A 19,452-nucleotide genomic window follows, 5' to 3' on the forward strand; every position below is an offset into this window, starting at 1 on the left:
GGCGCGCGGCCCGTCGAGGGCGCGCGGCCCGCCGAGGGCGCGCGGCCCGCCGAGGGCGCGCGGCCCGTCGAGGGCGCGCTGCTCCTCGAACGGCTGCACCCGGAGATGTCGCTGCGTTCGCTGCCGGAGGCGAAGGCGCTGCTGGAGGCGGCCGGGACGGTGCGGCGGCTGTGGGTGGAGCCGCCGGCCGGGCACTCCTTCGAGACGGTCGCCGGGCGCACCGGGCGGCGTACGGACGCGATGCGCGCCGCCGCCGCGGCCGACCCCGCGCTGGAGCCCCTGGTCTCGGCGGCGCTGGCGGCCCGTGAGGAACTGGTCGCCCACTCCCCCGAGACTCTGCTGCTGCACGGCAACTTCCGGCAGAGCAAGGTGCTCGCGGGCGAGCGGGCGCCCTGGCTGACGGTCGGGCCCGAGCCGCTGGTGGGTGAGCGGGCCTACGATCTGGCGCGGCTGGTACGGGACCGGGTCGAGGACCTGATCGCCTCGTCCGCCGGTGCGACGACGGCCCGGCGCAGGATCAAGAAGCTCGCGGACTCGCTGGACGTGGAGCAGCAGCGGCTGCACGGCTGGACGCTGTTCCGGGCCGTGGAGTCGGGCACCCGGGCGCTTGCGGCCGGGCGCCGCCAGGAGGGCGAAGTGACGCTGGAGTTCGCGGGCTGGCTGTAACCCCCGCATGGCCGAGGGCCCCGCACGGAGTGTTCCTTCCGTGCGGGGCCCTCGGCCGTGGTGCGAAGGGGTCAGTCCTGGTCGGTGAGGCGGGCGATCGCCTCGTCGACGGTCAGCTCCTCGCGCTCGCCGGTGCGGCGGTCCTTCAGCTCCAGGACGCCTTCGGCCGAGCGCCGTCCGGCGACGAGGATCTTCGGGACGCCGATGAGCTCGGAGTCGGTGAACTTGACGCCGGGCGAGACGCCCGCGCGGTCGTCCACCAGGACCCGCAGACCGGCGGCGCCCAGCTTCTCGGAGACGTCGAGGGCCAGTTCCGTCTGGAGCGCCTTGCCCGCGGCGACCACGTGCACATCGGCCGGGGCGACCTCGCGGGGCCAGCACAGGCCCTTCTCGTCGGCGGTCTGCTCGGCCAGGGCGGCCACCGCGCGGGAGACGCCGATGCCGTACGAGCCCATCGTGACGCGGACGGGCTTGCCCTGCTGGCCGAGCACGTCGAGCGCGAAGATGTCGGCGTACTTGCGGCCGAGCTGGAAGATGTGGCCGATCTCGATGGCGCGGTCGACCTGGAGGCCGGTGCCGCACTTGGGGCAGGGGTCGCCCGCCTCGACCACGACGACGTCGAGGTAGTCGTCCACCTCGAAGTCACGGCCCGCGACGACGTTCTTCGCGTGCTTGCCGTCCTTGTTGGCGCCCGTGATCCAGGCGGTGCCGGCGGCGACGCGGGGGTCGGCGATGTAGCGGACCTTCTCCAGCCCCTGCGGGCCGACGTAGCCGCGCACCAGGTCGGGGCGGCCCACGAAGTCCTCGGCGGTGACCAGCTCGACCACGGCGGGCGCCAGGTGCTCGCCGAGCTTGCCGAGGTCGACCTCGCGGTCACCGGGCACGCCCACGGCGACGATCTCGCCGTCGACCTTGACCAGGAGGTTCTTCAGGGTCGCGGAGGCCGGCACGCCGAGGTGGGCGGCCAGGGTCTCGATGGTCGGGGTGTCGGGGGTGTCCAGCTCCTCGACGGGGCCGGCCGCCGAGGCGTCGCCCGGGGTGGCGTTGAACGTCACGGCCTCGGTGTTGGCCGCGTAGTCGCAGTTCGGGCAGTCGACGAAGGTGTCCTCGCCGGCCGGCGCGGGCGCCAGGAACTCCTCGGAGGCGGAGCCGCCCATGGCGCCGGAGACCGCGGAGACGATGCGGTGGTCGAGGCCGAGCCGCTCGAAGATCCGGATGTAGGCGGCGCGGTGCAGCTGGTACGCCTCGGCCAGGCCCTCGTCGGTGGTGTCGAAGGAGTACGAGTCCTTCATCTGGAACTCGCGGCCGCGCAGCACACCGGCCCGGGGGCGGGCCTCGTCGCGGTACTTCGTCTGGATCTGGTACAGGATGACGGGCAGGTCCTTGTAGGACGAGCACATGTCCTTGACGACCTGGGTGAAGATCTCCTCGTGGGTGGGGCCGAGGAGGTAGTCGGAGCCCTTGCGGTCCCGCAGCCGGAACAGCAGGTCGCCGTACTCGTCGTACCGGCCGCTCGCCTCGTACGGCTCCTTGGGCAGCAGCGCGGGGAGCAGGACCTCCTGGCCGCCGATGGCGTCCATCTCCTCGCGGACGACGCGGGTGATGTTCTCCAGGACCTTCTTGCCGAGCGGCAGCCAGGACCAGATGCCGGCCGCGGTGCGTCGTACGTAGCCGGCTCGGACGAGGAGCTTGTGGTTGAGCGTCTCGGCGTCCGCCGGGTCGTCGCGCAGTGTCTTGATCATCAATCGGGACATGCGCTGGACCTGGGCCATGGTGAACTCCTGCTCGGAAGGGTGATGGGCCCGAGGTTAGCGGGGCGGCATGCGCGGGCGGAAATCCATTCCTCAGGCGCGGCGCAGCGGGAGCGGCGCTCCCATGACCGCGTACGGCTTGGGGGCGCTGGGGAAGACGACCTGCCGGGCCAGGTCCTGGTAGCCGAGGGAGCGGTACAGGCCGCGTGCCGGGCTGTCCGTGTCGATCGCGGAGAGGATCGAGCGGGGCTGGGCGACGGCGTCCGTGACGGTGGTGATGAGGGTGCGGCCGATGCCCCGGTTCTGGAAGTCCGGGTGGACGTGCAGTTCGGTGATCACGAAGGAGTCGTCGAGCCAGTGGGCGGAGCCGGTGGCGCGCAGGTAGGGCTCGACCACGGTGGACCACCAGTGGCCGCGGTCGTTGGGCATGCCGTAGACGAAGCCGACGAGCCGGCCGTCGCGGGTCAGGGCGCCGAGCGCGCGGGCGTGCGGGTGGTCGAGGTGCCGGAGCACGATGTGGCGGCGTACCTCGATCTCCTCGGCGCCGAGGCCGAAGGCGACGGCCTGCACGGCGAGCGCCTCGTCGACGCGTGCCGCGAGGTCGATCGGCCCGACCCGGACGCGGTTGGTGCGGGGGCCGCCCCCGAAAGCTGCTGCCATGGATCGACCCTACTGTCCGGGCCGGTGGCCCGGGGCCCGGTCAGAACAGCACGCTCATGAACGCCCCGGTCTCCCGGAAGCCGATGCGGCGGTACGCCTTGCGCGCGGGGGTGTTGTAGTCGTTGACGTAGAGGCTGACGATCGGGGCGACGTCGGCCAGCGCGTACCGCACCACGGCGGCCATGCCGGTCTCGGAGAGGCCGCGGCCGCGGTGCTCCGGGGCGACCCACACGCCCTGGATCTGGCAGGCCTGGGAGGTGGTGGCGCCGATCTCCGCCTTGAAGACGACCTTGCCGTCCTCGATCCGGGCGAAGGAGCGGCCGGCGGCGATGAGTTCGGCGACGCGGGCCTGGTAGAGGAGTCCGCCGTCGCCGGCGAGCGGGGAGACGCCGACCTCTTCGGTGAACATGGCCACGCAGGCCGGCATGAGGATCTCCATCTCGTCCTTGCGGACGCGGCGGACGAGCGGGTCGGGCTCCACGTCGGCGGACGGGCTCTCGGTCTCCATGAGGGGCTGGTTGGCCCGGACCTCGCGGGCGGGGCCCCAGCCCGGTTCCAGGAGCCGCCAGAGCTGGGCGGTGGGCTCGGCCGGGCCGACGATCGAGGAGCAGCGGCGGCCGGCCCTGCGGGCGCGGTCGGCGAAGGCGCGTACGGCTTCGGGGCCCGCGCAGATGGGGACGAGGTTGGCGCCCGAGTAGCACAGGGAGCGCAGGTGGCCGTCTGCGTACCAGCCCCACATCTCGCCGCCGAGGCGCCAGGGGTCCAGGCCGGCGATCTGGACGCGGGACGTCACGAAGGCGTTGGTCACGGGTTCGCTCTCGAGCACCGCGAGTGCGGCGCCGAGGTCGCTGGGTTCGAGGACCCGGGTGGTGGTCTGCGTCAACACGAGGGGGCCTCACCATGCGGTCTGCTGATTTCCGCACTGTACCCGCAGAGCCCGGCGGCCGCCGCCCGTGCCCGGATACGGCTTCCCGCGCACGCGCCGGACCCGCTCACGGGCAGCGCCCCGCGGAGGTTCCTCCGGCGGGGCGCTGTCGTGGGACTCATGGGTCAGCTGATGGAGACCTCGGGCTCGCCGGAGGCGATGCCGTCCTTCTCCATCTGCTCGGCGATCTTCATGGCTTCCTCGATGAGGGTCTCCACGATCTTCGACTCGGGCACGGTCTTGATGACCTCGCCCTTGACGAAGATCTGGCCCTTGCCGTTGCCGGAGGCGACGCCGAGGTCGGCCTCGCGGGCTTCGCCGGGGCCGTTGACGACGCAGCCCATGACGGCGACCCGCAGCGGCACCTCCATGCCCTCCAGACCGGCGCTGACCTGGTCCGCGAGCTTGTACACGTCGACCTGGGCGCGGCCGCAGGAGGGGCAGGAGACGATCTCCAGGCGGCGCTGCTTGAGGTTCAGCGACTCCAGGATCTGCAGCCCGACCTTGACCTCCTCGGCGGGGGGCGCGGACAGCGAGACGCGGATGGTGTCGCCGATGCCCTCGCTGAGCAGGGCGCCGAAGGCGACGGCCGACTTGATGGTGCCCTGGAAGGCGGGGCCGGCCTCGGTGACGCCGAGGTGCAGCGGGTAGTCGCACTGGGCGGCGAGCTGGCGGTAGGCGTTGACCATCACGACCGGGTCGTTGTGCTTGACCGAGATCTTGATGTCGCGGAAGTCGTGCTCCTCGAACAGCGACGCCTCCCAGAGCGCCGACTCGACCAGCGCCTCGGGGGTGGCCTTGCCGTACTTCTTCAGCAGCCGCGCGTCCAGCGAACCGGCGTTGACGCCGATCCGGATCGGCGTGCCGGCGTCCTTCGCGGCCCGCGCGATCTCCTTGACCTTGTCGTCGAACTGCTTGATGTTGCCGGGGTTCACGCGGACCGCCGCACAGCCGGCGTCGATCGCGGCGAACACGTACTTCGGCTGGAAGTGGATGTCCGCGATCACCGGGATCTGGGACTTCGCGGCGATGGTCTTCAGGGCGTCCGCGTCGTCCTGCGTCGGGCAGGCGACGCGCACGATCTGGCAGCCGGAGGCGGTCAGTTCGGCGATCTGCTGAAGCGTCGCGCCGATGTCCGACGTACGCGTCGTCGTCATCGACTGCACCGAGACCGGCGCGTCCCCGCCGACCGCCACCGAGCCGACCTGGATCTGGCGGCTGACCCGCCGTTCGGCGAGCTTGGTCGGAACGGCGGGCATTCCGAGAGAAATCGCAGTCATGCGCTGAGCATCCCCAAGGTGTGGATCGACGTCCCGGTATCGGCGGGCTCCGGCCTTCGAGGTTACGTCACCGGGGACGGCCGGGAGCACACCGCGTCCGGGCTCGTACGGAATGTCGGGCCGCCGGACGCACCGTGCGCACCGGCCGTCACTCGCGGTACACCGGCCGCGCGGGCCGCCCCGGTCAGGTGAGCTTGACCGGGTTGACCACGTCGGCGACGAGGACGAGCAGGGTGAAGCAGATGAAGACCCCGGCGACCACGTAGGCGACCGGCATCAGCTTGGCGACGTCGAACGGGCCGGGGTCGGGGCGCTTGAAGGTCCGTGCCGCGTTGCGGCGCAGCGCCTCCCACAGGGCCCCCGCGATGTGGCCGCCGTCGAGCGGGAGCAGCGGCAGCATGTTGAAGAGGAACAGCGAGAGGTTGAAGCCGGCCAGCAGGAACAGCATCATCGCGATCTGGCTCTGAGCCGGGACGTCCAGCGTCATCACCTCGCCGCCGATCCGGGCCGCGCCGACGACGCCGACCGGGGAGTCGGCCGCGCGTTCGCCGTCGCCGAACGCCGCGTCCCAGAGGGCGGGGATCTTGGACGGCAGGGCCACGATCGAATCGACGCCGTTCTCGATCATGTCGCCCATGCGCACGACCGAGTCACCGAAGGAGAGCGGGATGATCTCCCTGTTCGCCTCGAACCCGAGGTAGCCGGCCGTGACGTACTTCCCGGCGACCGCCTCGCCGTGGGAGTCCTTCTTCGCGACGGCGTTCTTCAGGAGCACGGCGTGCAGGGTCATCTCCTGCCCGTCGCGCTCGACCGTGATGGTGGCGGGGCCGACCGTGTCGCGGATGCGGTCGGAGAGGGTGGACCACTTGTCGGTCCGCTCGCCGTCGAAGGCGACGATCCGGTCGCCCTTCTTCAGCCCGGCGGCCTGGGCCGGCGAGACGGCGTCGGACTCCTTGCAGGTCTCCCGCTCCTGGCTCTGCGGGATGACGCATTGCTGGACGCCGGCGACCTCGGTGGTGTTGGTCTGGAAGCCGAAGGTCATGGAGACGCCGAGGAAGATCGCCACGGCCAGGACCAGGTTCATGAACGGTCCGGCGAACATGACGATCGTGCGCTTCCACGGCTTGCGCGTGTAGAAGAGGCGTTTTTCGTCGCCCGGTTCCAGCTCCTCGAAGGCGGCGGATCTGGCGTCCTCGATCATGCCGCGCCACGGCGAGGTGGACCGGGCCTCCAGCCGGCCGTCCGCCCCGGGCGGGAACATCCCGATCATGCGGATGTAGCCGCCGGCCGGGATGGCCTTGATGCCGTACTCGGTGTCGCCCTTCTTGCGCGACCAGATGGTCGGGCCGAAGCCGACCATGTACTGCGGGACGCGGATGCCGAAGAGCTTGGCGGTCGAGAGGTGGCCCAGCTCGTGCCAGGCGATGGAGAACAGCAGACCGAACACGAAGACGGCGATGCCCACAATCGTCAACAGGATCGTCGTCATGCTCATGCGCGTGCCTCCGCAGTGGCCTTGGCCGAGAGTTCCCGGGCCCGGGCCCGTGCCCAGGTCTCCGCTTCAAGGACGTCCGCGACGGTGAGAGAAGTTCCCGCCGCGGGCGTTCCGTGTTCGGTCACCACCGCGGTGACCGTGTCCATGATGCCGTTGAAGGGCAGCCTGCCGGACAGGAACGCGTCGACGCACTCCTCGTTGGCCGCGTTGAACACGGCGGGCGCGGTGCCGCCCAGCCCGCCCACGTGCCGGGCGAGGCCGACGGACGGGAAGGCCTCGGTGTCGAGCGGGAAGAACTCCCAGGTGGACGCCTTCGTCCAGTCGAAGGCGGGGGCCGCGTCGGGGACGCGCTGCGGCCAGCCGAGGCCGATGGCGATCGGTCCGCACATGTCGGGCGGGGTGGCCTGGGCGAGGGTGGAGCCGTCGCTGAACTCGACCATGGAGTGCACGTGGGACTGGGGGTGGACGACGACCTCGATGCGGTCGAAGGGGATGTCGTAGAGGAGATGCGCCTCGATGACTTCGAGCCCCTTGTTGACCAGGGTCGCCGAGTTGACCGTGATGACCGGGCCCATGGCCCAGGTGGGGTGCGCGAGGGCCTGCTCGGGGGTGACGTCGGCGAGTTCGCTCCTGGTCCGTCCCCGGAACGGGCCGCCGGAGGCGGTGACGACGAGCCGGCGCACATCGGCGCGCGTGCCGGCGGCGAGCGCCTGGAAGAGCGCCGCGTGCTCCGAGTCGACCGGAATGATCTGGCCCGGCGCGGCCAGCGCCTTGACGAGGGGGCCGCCGACGATCAGCGACTCCTTGTTGGCGAGTGCCAGCGTGCGGCCCGCCTTCAGCGCGGCCAGGGTGGGGGCGAGGCCGATGGAGCCGGTGATCCCGTTCAGCACGGTGTGGCAGTCGCTTGCGGCCAGCTCGGCGGCCGCGTCGGGCCCGGCCAGGATCTCGGGCAGCGGCTCGGCCGTCCCGTACTCCTGCCGCAGCGCCTCGCGCAGCGCCGGTACGGCCTCGGGCGAGGCGACGGCCACCGTGCGCACCTTCAGCAGGCGCGCCTGTTCGGCGAGGAGGCCGACCCGGCCGCCGGCCGCGGACAGCGCGGTGACGCGGAAGCGGTCGGGGTTGCGCAGCACCAGGTCGATGGCCTGGGTGCCGATGGACCCGGTGGAGCCGAGGAGGACGAGGTCCCGGCGGCCTTCCACGGCGTCGAAGACGAGGTGCGGGTCGGCGAGGGGAGCAGGGCTGTCGGTCATGGCGCCTATTGTCGCCGCTCGGTCTGTGTGCGGGGACAGGGCGTCCCGGGTGGTGCCGCGCGTGTCCTGTCCCCGCCTCCCCCGGGCTCAGCCGGTGGCGCCGGCGAATGCGGCGAAGGCCTCGTGGAACCCGGGGAACGTCTTGCGTACGCAGCCGGGGTCGTCGAACGTGATGCCGGGGGTGCGCAGGCCGGTGACGGCGAACGACATGACGATGCGGTGGTCGCCGTGGGTCTCGATCTCCACGGGCCGGGGCGTGCCGGGCCGGATCTCGATCCAGTCGGGGCCGGTCGTGACGGTGATGCCCATCCGCCGCAGGTTGCTCGCGCACGCCTCCAGCCGGTCGCACTCCTTCACGCGGGTGTTGCCGACGTCCTCGATGCGTACGGGCCCCGAGGCGAAGGGGGCGAGCGCGGCCAGCGTCGGCATGGTGTCGGAGATGTCGCGCATGTTGACGGTGAGGCCGCTCAGGGTGCCGTTGGAGCGGACCGTGGTGGAGTCGTCCGCCGTGCGCACGTCCGCGCCCATGCGGCGCAGTACGTCGACGAACCGCAGGTCTCCCTGGAGGGCGTCCTCGCCGAGCCCCGGGACGGTGACCTCGCGGCCGGTGAGGGCGGCGGCGGCGAAGAAGTAGCTCGCGGTGGAGGCGTCGGGTTCGACGGCGTAGGTGGTGGCGCGGTAGCCGCCGGGCGGCACGGTGAACACGGTGCCGCCGGGGCCGCCGCGGGTGACCTCGACGCCGAAGGAGCGCATCATCGCGAGGGTGATCTCGATGTAGGGCGCCGAAACGAGGTCGGTGACGGTGATCCGCAGCCCGGTCTCGGTGAGCGGTCCGAGCATCAGCAGGGCGGTGAGGTACTGGCTGGACTGCCCAGCGTCCAGGGTGAGTTCGCCGCCCTTGATGCCGGCGGCCTCGATCCGCAGCGGGTGGTGGCCCTCGGCCTCCTCGTGGCGCAGGTCGACGCCGAGGGTGCGCAGGGCCTCGGTGAGCGGGGCGAGGGGGCGGCGGCGCATCTGCGCGGAGGCGTCGAAGCGGTAGCTGCCCCGGGCGCCGGCTGCGGCGAGGGTGGGCAGGAAGCGGGCGGTGGTCGCCCCGTCGCGGCAGTAGACGTCGGCCTCGGTGGCGGCGGGCCCGGCGGGGCGGCCGGTGATGTGCCAGCGCTCCGCCTCCTGCTCGATCCCGTAGCCGAGTGCGGTCAGCCCGGCGGCGAACCCCTCGGTGTCGTCCGAGCTCAGGGGGCGTACGAGCGTGCTGCGGCCGTTCGCGGCGGCGGCCAGGAAGAGGGCGCGCGCGGTGACGGACTTGGAACCGGGGACATGGATGACGGTCACGGGCCCCCATCCTGCCGTGCCGCGCACCGGGCGGCGGGGCGCGTCCAGCGGCTGGACGGGCCCCGCCGCGCGGTGGGTCGTGTCAGCGGATCGGCCGGTGGACGTTGTCCTTGGTGGAGGGGCCGGGGGTGGCGTCGGCGATCCAGGGGCCTTCGCCGCTCGGGTCCACCACGCCCTCCTCCAGCCAGCCGTACGTGCCGGACAGGACGCCGTCGACCACGCGCCGGTCGAGGTCGTCGGTGTTGGACCAGAGCCGGGTGAACAGCTCCTCGACCCGGATGCGGGCCTGGCGGCAGAAGGCGTCGGCGAGCTGGTAGGCCTCGCGGCCGTGGTCGTCGGCGGCGCGCAGGTGCTCGGCGCGGACGCAGGCGGCGCTCATCGCGAAGAGTTCCGCGCCGATGTCGACGATCCGGCCGAGGAAGCCCTGCTTGGTCTCCATCCGGCCCTGCCAGCGGGACATGGCGTAGAAGGTGGAGCGGGCGAGCTTGCGCGAGGCGCGTTCGACGTAGCGCAGGTGGGCGGCCAGGTCGACATGGCCGGCCGGGTGGAACTCGGCGTAGGTGCGCGGCAGCTGCCCCGGGCCCGTGACGAGCTTGGGCAGCCACTTGGCGTAGAAACCGGCCGCGTTGGCGCCCGCCTTCGCCTTGGCGGAGAGCGGCTTGTCGGGGTCGATGATGTCCCCGGCGACCTTCAGGTGGGCGTCGACGGCCTCGCGGGCGATCAGCAGGTGCATGATCTCCGTGGAGCCCTCGAAGATCCGGTTGATCCGCATGTCGCGGAGCATCTGCTCGGCGGGCACTGCCCGTTCGCCCCGGGCGGCGAGGGAGGCGGCGGTCTCGAAGCCCCGTCCGCCGCGGATCTGGACCAGCTCGTCGGCGATTCTGCAGCCCATCTCGGAGCCGTACAGCTTGGCGAGGGCCGCCTCGATACGGATGTCGTTGCGGTTCTCGTCCGCCATCTGCGAGGCGAGGTCGACCACGGCTTCGAGGGCGAAGGTGGTCGCTGCGATGAAGGAGATCTTGGCGCCGACGGCCTCGTGCCTGGCCACCGGACGGCCCCACTGCTCCCGGACGGCCGACCACTCGCGGGCGATCTTCAGGCACCACTTGCCCGAGCCGACGCACATCGCGGGCAGCGAGAGCCGGCCGGTGTTGAGGGTGGTGAGCGCGATCTTGAGCCCGGCGCCCTCGGGGCCGATGCGGTTGGCGGCGGGCACGCGCACCTGGTGGAAGCGGGTGACGCCGTTCTCGATGCCGCGCAGGCCCATGAAGGCGTTGCGGTTCTCGACGGTGATGCCGGGGGCGTCCGCCTCGACCACGAAGGCGGTGATGCCGCCCTGGTGGCCCTCCGACTTCGGGACGCGGGCCATGACGACCAGCAGATCGGCGACGACGCCGTTGGTCGTCCACAGCTTGACGCCGTCGAGGACGTAGTCGTCGCCGTCCGGCACGGCGGAGGTGGCCAGCCGGGCCGGGTCGGAGCCGACGTCCGGCTCGGTGAGGAGGAACGCGGAGATGTCGGTACGGGCCAGCCGGGGCAGGAAGGTGTCCTTCTGCTCCTGGCTGCCGAAGGTCTTCAACGGCTGCGGCACCCCGATGGACTGGTGGGCCGAGAGCAGGGCGCCGATCGCCGGGCTCGCGGAACCGGCCAGCGCGAGGGCGCGGTTGTAGTAGACCTGGGTCAGGCCGAGACCGCCGTACTTGACGTCGATCTTCATGCCGAGCGCGCCGAGTTCCTTGAGGCCGTTGATCACCTCGTCCGGAATCCTGGCCTCGCGCTCGATCAGGGCCCCGTCGACCCTGGTCTCGCAGAACTCGCGCAGCCGGGCGAGGAATTCCTCGCCGCGTCGGACGTCCTCGCCCGCGGGCAGCGGGTGCGGGTGGATCAGGTCGAGGCGGAAGCGGCCCAGGAACAGTTCCTTGGCGAAACTGGGTTTGCGCCAGTCCCGTTCCCGCGCGTCCTCGGCCACCTGGCGCGCTTCGCGTTCGGAGACCTTGGGCGTGTGGTGTTGTGCGGATGGAGCGGACATGAGGAGCTCACCTCGCCGCGTCGTCGGGTGGGTGGACCCGGCAGGCGCACGGGCGGTGCGGGGGCCCGCCCGCCGTGCGTACCTGTCCGGTTCTACTTCGTCCGTATGTACCCGGTTCCTGCCACCCCCACCAGCCTGGGGGCGCCGATCGGGTCGGCCACCACTCCACTGCCCGCCGCCGCGTGCGGCACGCGACGAGGGCTGGGCCGCACCTGTTACAGGGCGAGACCGGTGAGGACGAGGACGCGCTCGTAGGTGTAGTCGTCCATCGCGTACCGGACGCCCTCGCGGCCGACGCCGGACTGCTTGGCACCGCCGTACGGCATCTGGTCGGCGCGGTACGAGGGGACGTCGCCGATGATCACACCGCCGACCTCCAGCGCGCGGTGGGCGCGGAAGGCGGCCTGGATGTCGTGGGTGAACACGCCTGCCTGGAGCCCGTACTTGGAGGAGTTGACGGCGGCGAACGCCTCGGCCTCGCCGTCCACCCGCTGCACGGAGAGGACCGGTCCGAAGACCTCCTCGGCGGCGAGGGTGACGCCTTCGGGCAGTTCGGCGAGGACGGTCGGCGCGTACGTCGAACCGTCGCGCTTCCCGCCGGCGAGCAGCTGGGCGCCGGCGGCGACGGCCTCGTCGACCCAGGACTCGACGCGCCGGGCGGCGGCCTCGTCGACCAGCGGGCCGACGTCGGTGGCGGGGTCGGACGGGTCGCCGGTGACCTGGGCCCCGACCGCCGCGACGATCCTGGGCAGCAGCCGGTCGTAGACGGCCGCGTCCGCGATGACGCGCTGCACCGAGATGCAGGACTGGCCGCCCTGGTAGTTGGAGAAGGTCGCGATACGGCTCGCGGCCCAGTCCAGGTCCTCCTCGGAGGCGTAGTCGCCGAGCACGACGGCGGCCCCGTTGCCGCCGAGCTCCAGCGTGCAGTGCTTACGGGGCACCGAGTCCATGATCGCGTAGCCGACGGGGGCGGAGCCGGTGAAGGAGATCACGGGCAGCCGCTCGTCCTGTACGAGGGCGGGCATCCGGTCGTTGGGGACCGTCAGCACGGACCAGGAGCCGGCCGGCAGGTCCGTCTCGGCCAGCAGCTCGCCCAGCACCAGCGAGGAGATCGGGGTGGCCGGGGCGGGCTTGAGGATGATCGGGACGCCGACGGCGATGGCCGGGGCGACCTTGTGGGCGCTCAGGTTCAGCGGGAAGTTGAAGGGCGCGATGCCGAGCACGGTGCCGCGCGGGAAGCGCCGGGTCAGGCCGAGCCGCCCGGTACCGCCGGCGTCGGTGTCCAGGCGCTGGGCCTCGCCGCTGTTGAAGCGGCGGGCCTCCTCGGAGGCGAAGCGGAAGACGGAGACGGCCCGGCCGACCTCGCCGCGCGCCCACTTGACCGGCTTGCCGTTCTCGGCGGAGATCAGCTGGGCGATCTCCTCGGTGCGCTCGGCCAGCCGGCAGGCCACGTGGTCGAGGGCGGCGGCGCGCACATGGGCCGGGGTCGCGGCGAACTCCTCGCGCACGGCGTGTGCGGCGGCGACGGCCTCCTCGACCTGGGCGTCGGTCGGCACGCCGACGGTGCCGACGAGCCGGCCGTCCCAGGGGTTGGTGACGTCGAAGCTTTCCTCGCCGGTGGCCTCGCGGCCGGCCAGCCAGAAGGCGTGGGTGGAGGTCATGGAGTCCGGCCCTTCGATGACGTGGGGTGTTTCCGCCCCCACGGTAGGGCCGCGCGGGCCGCCTGGCGTTTGTCCGGGGTGGAGCGGTGAGGGGCCGGGGTGCGCCGGATTGTACGTACGGCCCCCGGGTCTCAGGCCGTCGCCGGAGGTGTGGTGACCTTCAGGGCGAGCCACAGCTCCATGCGTACGTCGGGGTCGTCCAGGGAACGGCCGAGGATTTCCTCCACCCGCCGCATCCGGTAGCGCAGGGTGTGCCGGTGGACCCCGAGGTCGGCGGCGGCCGCGTCCCACTGGCCGTGGTGCGAGAGCCAGGCGCGTACGGAGGCGACCAGGTCGCCGCGGCCCTTGGCGTCGTGTTCGTGCAGGGCGCGGAGCATGCCGTCCGCGAAGGCCCGCACCGCGTCGTCGGCGAGCAGCGGCAGTACGGAGCCCGTGGCCAGTTCCGCGTGCTCGACCAGGGCCCTGCCCCGTCGGCGGGCGACCGACAGGGCCTGCTCGGCCTGCTTGTACGCGGCGGAGACGGCGACCGGTCCGGCCGGCGCGGACAGGCCCACGACGACGTCGGATTCCTGGGCGGCGGCCGGCTCGCGCGGGGTCCGCTCCTCCTGCGCCTCGGCATAGGCGGCGCAGGCGGCCACCGCCGCGCCGCCGTCGGCGGCCAGCACCAGGAGGCGTTCGCCCTCGGGCACCATCAGCAGGGTCTCGCCGGACCGGTGGGCGGCGGTGTCCATGGCATCGGCCAGCTGGACGGTGGCCGAGGGGTCCGGGGCCTCGGCGATGAGCAGCCGGAAAGGGGCGTCGAGCAGGCTGCCGTAGAGGTCCCCGGCGACGGCCCTGGCGTGGTCGGGCTGGCCGGCGAGGAGCATCCGCAGCACCGCCGCACCGAGGCGCTGCTCGGCGCCCTGGAGTGCGCGGGAGCGGGCGGTGGTGAGGGTGAGCAGGGCGACGGCCGAGTGCACGGCGTAACGCTCGGCGGTGCCGAGGGCCGCACCGGTGCCGACGGCCAGGGCGCCGCGCACCCGCCGGCCGGTGCCCAGGGACTGGAGTTCGACGCGGTCGTCGGTGTCGCCGACGACCATGCTCGCCGGGGCGGGGCGTTCGCGCAGGCGTTCCACGTCGGGGGTGAGCCGGGCGGCGCGGCGGGCGGCCCAGTCGGGGGCGGCGGCCACGACGGCTCCGGAGGCGTCGTAGAGGGCGGCCCAGCCGTTGACGTGGGCGGCGAGCCGGGCGAGGAGTCCGGCGGGGCCGTCCCCGGCGAGCGCCGCACTTGTCAGTTCGCGCTGGGCCTCGAAGCCGGCGGTGACGGCCCGGTACTGGTCGGCGGCGATCTGGGAGGAGACGGCCTTGGCGATGGCGATGAACGGTGTGCGGCGGGGCACTTCGAGCAGCGGCAGGCCGGCTTCCTCGGCGGCGCCGATCAGCGGCCGGGGCACCTCGTCGTAGTTGACACCGACCGCGAAGCCGAGACCGGCGACCCCGGCGGCGGCCAGCCGGCGCACGTACCGGCCCATCGCCTCCGGGTTCTCGGCGTCGAGGTTGGTCGCGGTGACCAGCAGCAGTTCGCCGCCCTCCATATAGGGGACGGGGTCGGTCAGCTCGCTGGCGTGTGCCCAGCGCACGGGGGTGTCGAGGCGGTCCGCCCCCGCGCGCACCGTGAGTTTGAGCGCCGAGTGCTGGACGAGCGAGGCGAGCGTGGGCGGCATGGGGATGGCGGCCTTCGGACGGGGGCGATTTCGCCGTCCCGTATGAACGGCTCGGCTCGATTCTGCCAGGGTGGCAGAGTCCCTGTCACCGTTGCCACTCCCCGTCCTCCCGCTCTCTCCCATCCCTTCCGTCACTCGTTCCGCGGCTTTCAGCCGGACAGGCGGACGAGCAGTGGCGGCATGTGCTCGCCGGCGACCGTGGTCAGCGAGAGCACGGCGTGGCCGGGGGGCAGTTCGTAGGCGAGGCCAGAGGCGGACCAGCGTTCGCGCTCGACCTGGCGCACGGTGACCGCGTCCGTGGTGACGGCCTTGCCGGTGGCCATCTTGCGCAGGGCGTGCATGGCGCGGGTCAACGGCTGGTCGGCGAAGACGCCGTGCTGGGCGACCTCGCGGACCTCCACCCACTCCTTGCCCCAGGCCTCGGCGAAGCGCTTGCCGTCCCAGGTGGTGAGGCCGGGGAAGGCCATGGTGCAGCCGAAGGCGCCGAGCAGCGCGGTGTGCAGCCCCTCGGGCACGTCGTCCAGCGTGCGCAGGGCGAGGACCGCCCCGGCGTTGACGGACCGCAGCCGGCGGATGCCCCGGACGGTCTCGGCGGTGACGGTGTGGGTGGCGTCGTCCAGGACCAGGCAGACGAACAGCGAGCGGTCGGCGCGGGCCGCGGTGACGGCGTTGAACTGGGCGAGGACGAGGCGGGCCAGGATGCGGGACGCCTCGGTGTGGACGCCTTCCGGCAGGTCGATCCGGACCCGCAGCGGGTGCTGGCCCAGGGAGCGCAGCGAGAACGGGCGGGCGTCCGCACCGGTGGCGAAGAAGCCGGCGAAGGCGGGCCGGTCGAGGGCGGCGATCCGGTCGGCGAGGACGGCGGCCGGGTCGGCGGCGCTGCCGGCCTGGCGGGCCCTGGCCTCCAGCTCGCGCAGCATCGCCTGGTGGCCCCCGCTCTCCAGGGCCTGGCGCAGGGCGCCCAGTGCGGTGGCGGAGCCTTCGAGGAGTTCGCGGAGTTCGGGTACGGAGGGGAAACGGCCGTGGACGACGCGGTACGGGCCGAGCAGCTGGCCGAGCGCGGTCGCCGCGCGGCGGGTGTCCAGGGTGGGGATGTCACCGGCCAGCCCCTCCGCGAGGGCCGCCGCCGCCTCGTCGGGGTCGGTCGTACCGCCGTACAGGTCGAAGTCGTGCACGGAGGCGGGGTCACCGATGCGGACGACGACGTCGTAGGCGTCGTCCGGGCCGAGCCCGCCGCCCGCGCCGCCGACGGCGAGCACCGCCGCCTGTCCGGTGAGCGCCCGCAGGGCGAGGGCTTCGACGACGGGCCTGATCACCCGGTCCGTCTTCCCGGAGCCGGGCGGGCCGACGGCCAGCAGGGAGGTGCCCAGCGAGGCGGGTTCCAGGGCCAGACCCGTGCCCCGGCGCGGGTAGGGGTTGCGCGGGTCGTCCGCGCACTCGCCGATCCGGACCTGGCCGGTCAGCGGGTCGTGCGTGGCGATGCGCAGGGGCACGTCGCGGAACCCGGAGGGGTGCAGGAAGGCGTCGGCGCCCTTGCGGAGCACGGTCTCGGTGAAGGACGCGAGCCGGTCGGGCCGGGTGCGGGCGCCGGCCCAGGCGTGGCGGAGCCGTACGCAGTCCACGTCGTTCATCCGGCCGGTGTACACGGCGGCGGTGAGCGCCTCCGCGACGTCCATGCGGCCGGCGGCGCGCAGGTCCGGCCAGTGGGCGCGGAGGGGGGCGTCGGTGAGGGCGGGGGTGGTCGACGGGCCCTCCGCGCTCTGAGGAGGGGTGGGCCCGCGCCGGGCCCGTAGATCACGCAGGGCATCCCCCCAACGCGCGGCACGGGCGATGGGCCACACGACGATGGCAATGGTCAACGCGTAGCAGCCGTAGGCGGCCACTGTGGCCCGTAGGCGATCCCCGCTGAGCAACCACCCCTGCGCCGACCCCATGAGCACCAGCAGCAGCGGCACCTTCGGGGTCCAGGCCAGCCACAGCACCAGCAGCGCGACGGCCACCGACAGCGTCAGCCGCATACGCTCCAGCCACGCGCCGGCGAAGTAGTGGACGACGTGGGCCCAGCCGCCGAGCCGGGCGGCCCAGAAACCGAGAACCAGCACCAGGACCTCGTAGTAGAGCGTGGTCGAGTTGACCACCAGGTCCGGCGCGTCCTCCTTGAGACCGCCCAACAACCACCATTCGCGCCCGGTGATGATCTCGATCGGCTCGAACACGTAGGGGACGGCGCGCTCGCTGAGCAGCAGCCACAGCAGCAGCCACAGGACCAGCGTGGCGGCCGGCCCCACCAGTGAGGGGCGTGCCTCCGGCTCGGCGGGCCGGGGCACATGACGGTACCGCCAGACGCCGGGGCCCGCCTCGGGGCGGGGCGCGTTGAACCAGTCGGCGGTGGGCGTGGCCGCGCCCGGTGCCCGGTACCGCACGGGCGGGGCCTCCTGCGGAGCCGGTACGGACGGAGGCCGGGCGGGCGGCGGGACGGCGGGCGGCGGGACGGCGGGCGGGTAGGCGGGCGGGGCGGCGGGCGGCGGGCCCGCCGGGTGCGGTGCGGAGTCCCCGGGCCGGGCGGGCCGGCCGTCGGGCGGCTGCGCACCCCGCGTACCCCACGCGCCGTGCGTACCGTCGTTGTCCATGAACCGTTGCCCCCTGACCAGCCGGGTCCGACCCCTGCACCGGTCAATCTAGTGCGCGCGCACGGCGAGTTCAGCAACGCGCCCGGATAGTGACCGCCCCGTGGAGGCGCGACCGGCTCCCGTACCCCCTTCTGTCCGCAGCGGACAACGACACGTACGCCATCACTCCCGATCGGAGCATGCCCGACCCCCGGCCCCGCGCCTAGCCTGCAGAAAGAGAAGCGTCCGAAACACCCCCCAGGAGCCCCGCATGACCGCAATTCCGCAGGAGCGCCGCCTCGTCACCGCCATTCCCGGCCCGAAGTCGGTGGAGCTGCAGGAGCGCCGGCTCGCGGCGGTCGCCGCAGGCGTGGGCTCCACACTGCCGGTGTTCACCGCGCGGGCCGGTGGCGGGATCATCGAGGACGTGGACGGCAACCGTCTGATCGACTTCGGTTCCGGCATCGCCGTGACCTCGGTCGGCGCCTCCGCCGAGGCCGTCGTGCGGCGGGCCACCGCCCAGCTCGCGGACTTCACCCACACCTGTTTCATGGTCACGCCGTACGAGGGGTACGTGGAGGTCTGCGAGCAGCTCGCCGAGCTGACGCCGGGCGACCACGCGAAGAAGTCGGCGCTGTTCAACTCGGGCGCCGAGGCCGTCGAGAACGCGGTGAAGATCGCCCGCGCGTACACCAAGCGCACCGCCGTCGTCGTCTTCGACCACGGCTACCACGGCCGGACCAACCTCACGATGGCGCTGACGGCGAAGAACATGCCGTACAAGCAGGGCTTCGGCCCGTTCGCGCCCGAGGTGTACCGGGTGCCGGTGGCGTACGGCTACCGCTGGCCGACCGGGGCCGAGAACGCGGGCGCGGAGGCCTCCGCCCAGGCCATCGACCAGATCACCAAGCAGATCGGCGCGGAGAACGTCGCCGCGATCATCATCGAGCCGGTCCTCGGCGAGGGCGGTTTCATCGAGCCGGCCAAGGGCTTCCTGCCCGCGATCGCGCGGTTCGCGCAGGACAACGGCATCGTCTTCGTCGCCGACGAGATCCAGTCCGGCTTCTGCCGGACGGGCCAGTGGTTCGCCTGCGAGGACGAGGGCATCGTCCCGGACCTCATCACGACCGCCAAGGGCATCGCGGGTGGCCTTCCGCTGTCCGCCGTGACCGGCCGCGCCGAGATCATGGACGCGGCGCACTCGGGCGGCCTCGGCGGCACGTACGGTGGCAACCCGGTCGCCTGCGCGGGCGCGCTCGGGGCCATCGAGACGATGCGCGAGCTGGACCTGAACAAGAAGGCGAAGCGCATCGAGGAGGTCATGAAGGCCCGGCTCGAAGGGATGCGGGCGAAGCTGCCGAACGGCGGGCTGATCGGTGACGTCCGGGGCCGCGGCGCGATGATCGCGATCGAGCTGGTGAAGCCGGGTACGAAGGACCCGCACCCGGAGGCGGCCACGCGGCTCGCGAAGGCCTGCCACGCCGAGGGCGTCCTCGTCCTGACCTGCGGCACGTACGGCAACGTCCTGCGCTTCCTGCCGCCGCTGGTGATCGGCGAGGACCTGCTGAACGAGGGCCTGGACGTCCTTGAGCAGGCGTTCACCGGAATCTGATCCGCCCGGCTCTCTCCCGGATTGGGTACGGGGCCTGTGTGGGCCTGTGAAGAAAAGGTGCGGGGGCGATGGCGGGATACCGTAGCCGCTGTCGGTCCCCCTTCGCCTGACGTACGGTTTCGGCAGATGAGAGAAACACCCCGCCCGCAGGGAACTGCGGGCGAATCCGGGTCGGAGCTTCCCCAGCACCGTCCCGGGCGTGCCTTCGCGCACACCACTGGAGCCTCGCGCTCCGGAACTCCTCACCGATCGGATGGCCGCCCGTCCCACACCCCCCGGGGCGCGCGGCAAACCGGTCCACCCGTCCGCTCCGGAACCACCCCCCCTGTTCCGGGGCGGACGGCCCTTTTCCGGCTCTCCTGCCGTATGTGTGGGTGCCCTGGGCTGGGCTGATACGTGAAACACGCCGCTCTCTGTGAACCTTGAGGTGTCTAGCAACAAGGTTGATCAAGCAGAGAAGCGGCGTGTCCATCTTCAGC

The 19,452-nt window shown here is 72.7% G+C and carries 13 protein-coding genes and 1 pseudogene; 3 read left to right on the plus strand and 11 right to left on the minus strand.

Features of this window, described 5'->3' with window-relative positions; all coding sequences use genetic code 11:
- A partial coding sequence (locus tag E6P78_RS31275; protein WP_136207003.1) for an aminoglycoside phosphotransferase family protein occupies positions 1-666 on the plus strand: 666 nt, incomplete at its 5' end.
- A gap of 71 nt (positions 667-737) precedes the next feature.
- On the opposite strand, the gene E6P78_RS31280 is transcribed toward E6P78_RS31275, so the two are convergent.
- From E6P78_RS31280 to E6P78_RS31330, 11 genes are all read right to left on the minus strand, one after another.
- Positions 738-2,438 (minus strand): proline--tRNA ligase, encoded by a 1,701-nt coding sequence (locus E6P78_RS31280; RefSeq protein WP_136207004.1) that lies wholly within the window; start codon positions 2,436-2,438, stop codon positions 738-740.
- Between the two features lie 72 nt (positions 2,439-2,510).
- On the minus strand, positions 2,511-3,077 hold the full coding sequence (locus E6P78_RS31285; protein WP_136207005.1) for a GNAT family N-acetyltransferase: 567 nt from the start codon (positions 3,075-3,077) through the stop codon (positions 2,511-2,513).
- Positions 3,078-3,117: 40 nt separating this feature from the next.
- Entirely contained in the window at positions 3,118-3,963 is an 846-nt protein-coding gene (locus E6P78_RS31290; protein ID WP_206307977.1) for a DUF4081 domain-containing GNAT family N-acetyltransferase, read from the minus strand.
- A gap of 164 nt (positions 3,964-4,127) precedes the next feature.
- A complete protein-coding gene (gene ispG / locus E6P78_RS31295) occupies positions 4,128-5,282 on the minus strand; it encodes a flavodoxin-dependent (E)-4-hydroxy-3-methylbut-2-enyl-diphosphate synthase (RefSeq protein ID WP_136207006.1) in 1,155 nt (384 codons plus the stop codon).
- 184 nt (positions 5,283-5,466) lie between these two features.
- Complete coding sequence (locus E6P78_RS31300; RefSeq protein ID WP_136207007.1) at positions 5,467-6,777, minus strand: site-2 protease family protein; 1,311 nt, start codon at positions 6,775-6,777, stop codon at positions 5,467-5,469.
- On the minus strand, positions 6,774-8,027 hold the full coding sequence (dxr, locus tag E6P78_RS31305) for a 1-deoxy-D-xylulose-5-phosphate reductoisomerase (RefSeq protein WP_136207008.1): 1,254 nt from the start codon (positions 8,025-8,027) through the stop codon (positions 6,774-6,776). Before dxr ends, E6P78_RS31300 begins: the two co-directional genes overlap by 4 nt.
- 87 nt (positions 8,028-8,114) lie before the next feature.
- The gene (gene aroA / locus E6P78_RS31310; protein ID WP_136207009.1) at positions 8,115-9,359 is read right to left on the minus strand and encodes a 3-phosphoshikimate 1-carboxyvinyltransferase; all 1,245 of its coding nucleotides are present in this window, start codon (positions 9,357-9,359) and stop codon (positions 8,115-8,117) included.
- 82 nt (positions 9,360-9,441) lie between these two features.
- Positions 9,442-11,388 carry an acyl-CoA dehydrogenase family protein gene (locus E6P78_RS31315; protein ID WP_136207010.1) on the minus strand — a complete coding sequence of 649 codons (1,947 nt, stop codon included), beginning with the start codon at positions 11,386-11,388 and terminating at the stop codon, positions 9,442-9,444.
- A gap of 215 nt (positions 11,389-11,603) precedes the next feature.
- Complete coding sequence (locus tag E6P78_RS31320) at positions 11,604-13,049, minus strand: aldehyde dehydrogenase family protein (RefSeq protein WP_136207011.1); 1,446 nt, start codon at positions 13,047-13,049, stop codon at positions 11,604-11,606.
- A gap of 131 nt (positions 13,050-13,180) precedes the next feature.
- Positions 13,181-14,752 carry a PucR family transcriptional regulator gene (locus E6P78_RS31325; RefSeq protein ID WP_136207012.1) on the minus strand — a complete coding sequence of 524 codons (1,572 nt, stop codon included), beginning with the start codon at positions 14,750-14,752 and terminating at the stop codon, positions 13,181-13,183.
- A gap of 149 nt (positions 14,753-14,901) precedes the next feature.
- The gene (locus E6P78_RS31330) at positions 14,902-17,382 is read right to left on the minus strand and encodes an ATP/GTP-binding protein (protein ID WP_136207013.1); all 2,481 of its coding nucleotides are present in this window, start codon (positions 17,380-17,382) and stop codon (positions 14,902-14,904) included.
- 250 nt (positions 17,383-17,632) lie between these two features.
- Here E6P78_RS31330 and gabT point away from each other — a divergent pair, with 250 nt between their 5' ends.
- Positions 17,633-18,973, plus strand: a complete 1,341-nt coding sequence (gene gabT / locus E6P78_RS31335) for a 4-aminobutyrate--2-oxoglutarate transaminase (protein ID WP_136207014.1) — start codon at positions 17,633-17,635, stop codon at positions 18,971-18,973.
- A 126-nt stretch (positions 18,974-19,099) separates the two neighbouring features.
- A pseudogene (locus tag E6P78_RS33765) lies at positions 19,100-19,309 on the plus strand (phosphoesterase); the annotation flags it as partial.
- Between the last annotated feature and the right edge of the window lie 143 nt (positions 19,310-19,452).

This window comes from Streptomyces sp. A0958, from assembly GCF_004795035.1.
Lineage (GTDB): Bacteria > Actinomycetota > Actinomycetes > Streptomycetales > Streptomycetaceae > Streptomyces.

What these genes read in the sequence shown, in the direction of transcription:
- E6P78_RS31280 (WP_136207004.1), bottom strand. Translation starts at nt 2,438, where the DNA reads ATGGCCCAGGTCCAGCGCATGTCCCGATTGATGATCAAGACACTGCGC.
- E6P78_RS31285 (WP_136207005.1), bottom strand. Translation starts at nt 3,077, where the DNA reads ATGGCAGCAGCTTTCGGGGGCGGCCCCCGCACCAACCGCGTCCGGGTC.
- ispG (WP_136207006.1), bottom strand. Translation starts at nt 5,282, where the DNA reads ATGACTGCGATTTCTCTCGGAATGCCCGCCGTTCCGACCAAGCTCGCC.
- E6P78_RS31300 (WP_136207007.1), bottom strand. Translation starts at nt 6,777, where the DNA reads ATGAGCATGACGACGATCCTGTTGACGATTGTGGGCATCGCCGTCTTC.
- dxr (WP_136207008.1), bottom strand. Translation starts at nt 8,027, where the DNA reads ATGACCGACAGCCCTGCTCCCCTCGCCGACCCGCACCTCGTCTTCGAC.
- E6P78_RS31315 (WP_136207010.1), bottom strand. Translation starts at nt 11,388, where the DNA reads ATGTCCGCTCCATCCGCACAACACCACACGCCCAAGGTCTCCGAACGC.
- E6P78_RS31320 (WP_136207011.1), bottom strand. Translation starts at nt 13,049, where the DNA reads ATGACCTCCACCCACGCCTTCTGGCTGGCCGGCCGCGAGGCCACCGGC.
- E6P78_RS31325 (WP_136207012.1), bottom strand. Translation starts at nt 14,752, where the DNA reads ATGCCGCCCACGCTCGCCTCGCTCGTCCAGCACTCGGCGCTCAAACTC.
- E6P78_RS31330 (WP_136207013.1), bottom strand. Translation starts at nt 17,382, where the DNA reads ATGGACAACGACGGTACGCACGGCGCGTGGGGTACGCGGGGTGCGCAG.
- gabT (WP_136207014.1), top strand. Translation starts at nt 17,633, where the DNA reads ATGACCGCAATTCCGCAGGAGCGCCGCCTCGTCACCGCCATTCCCGGC.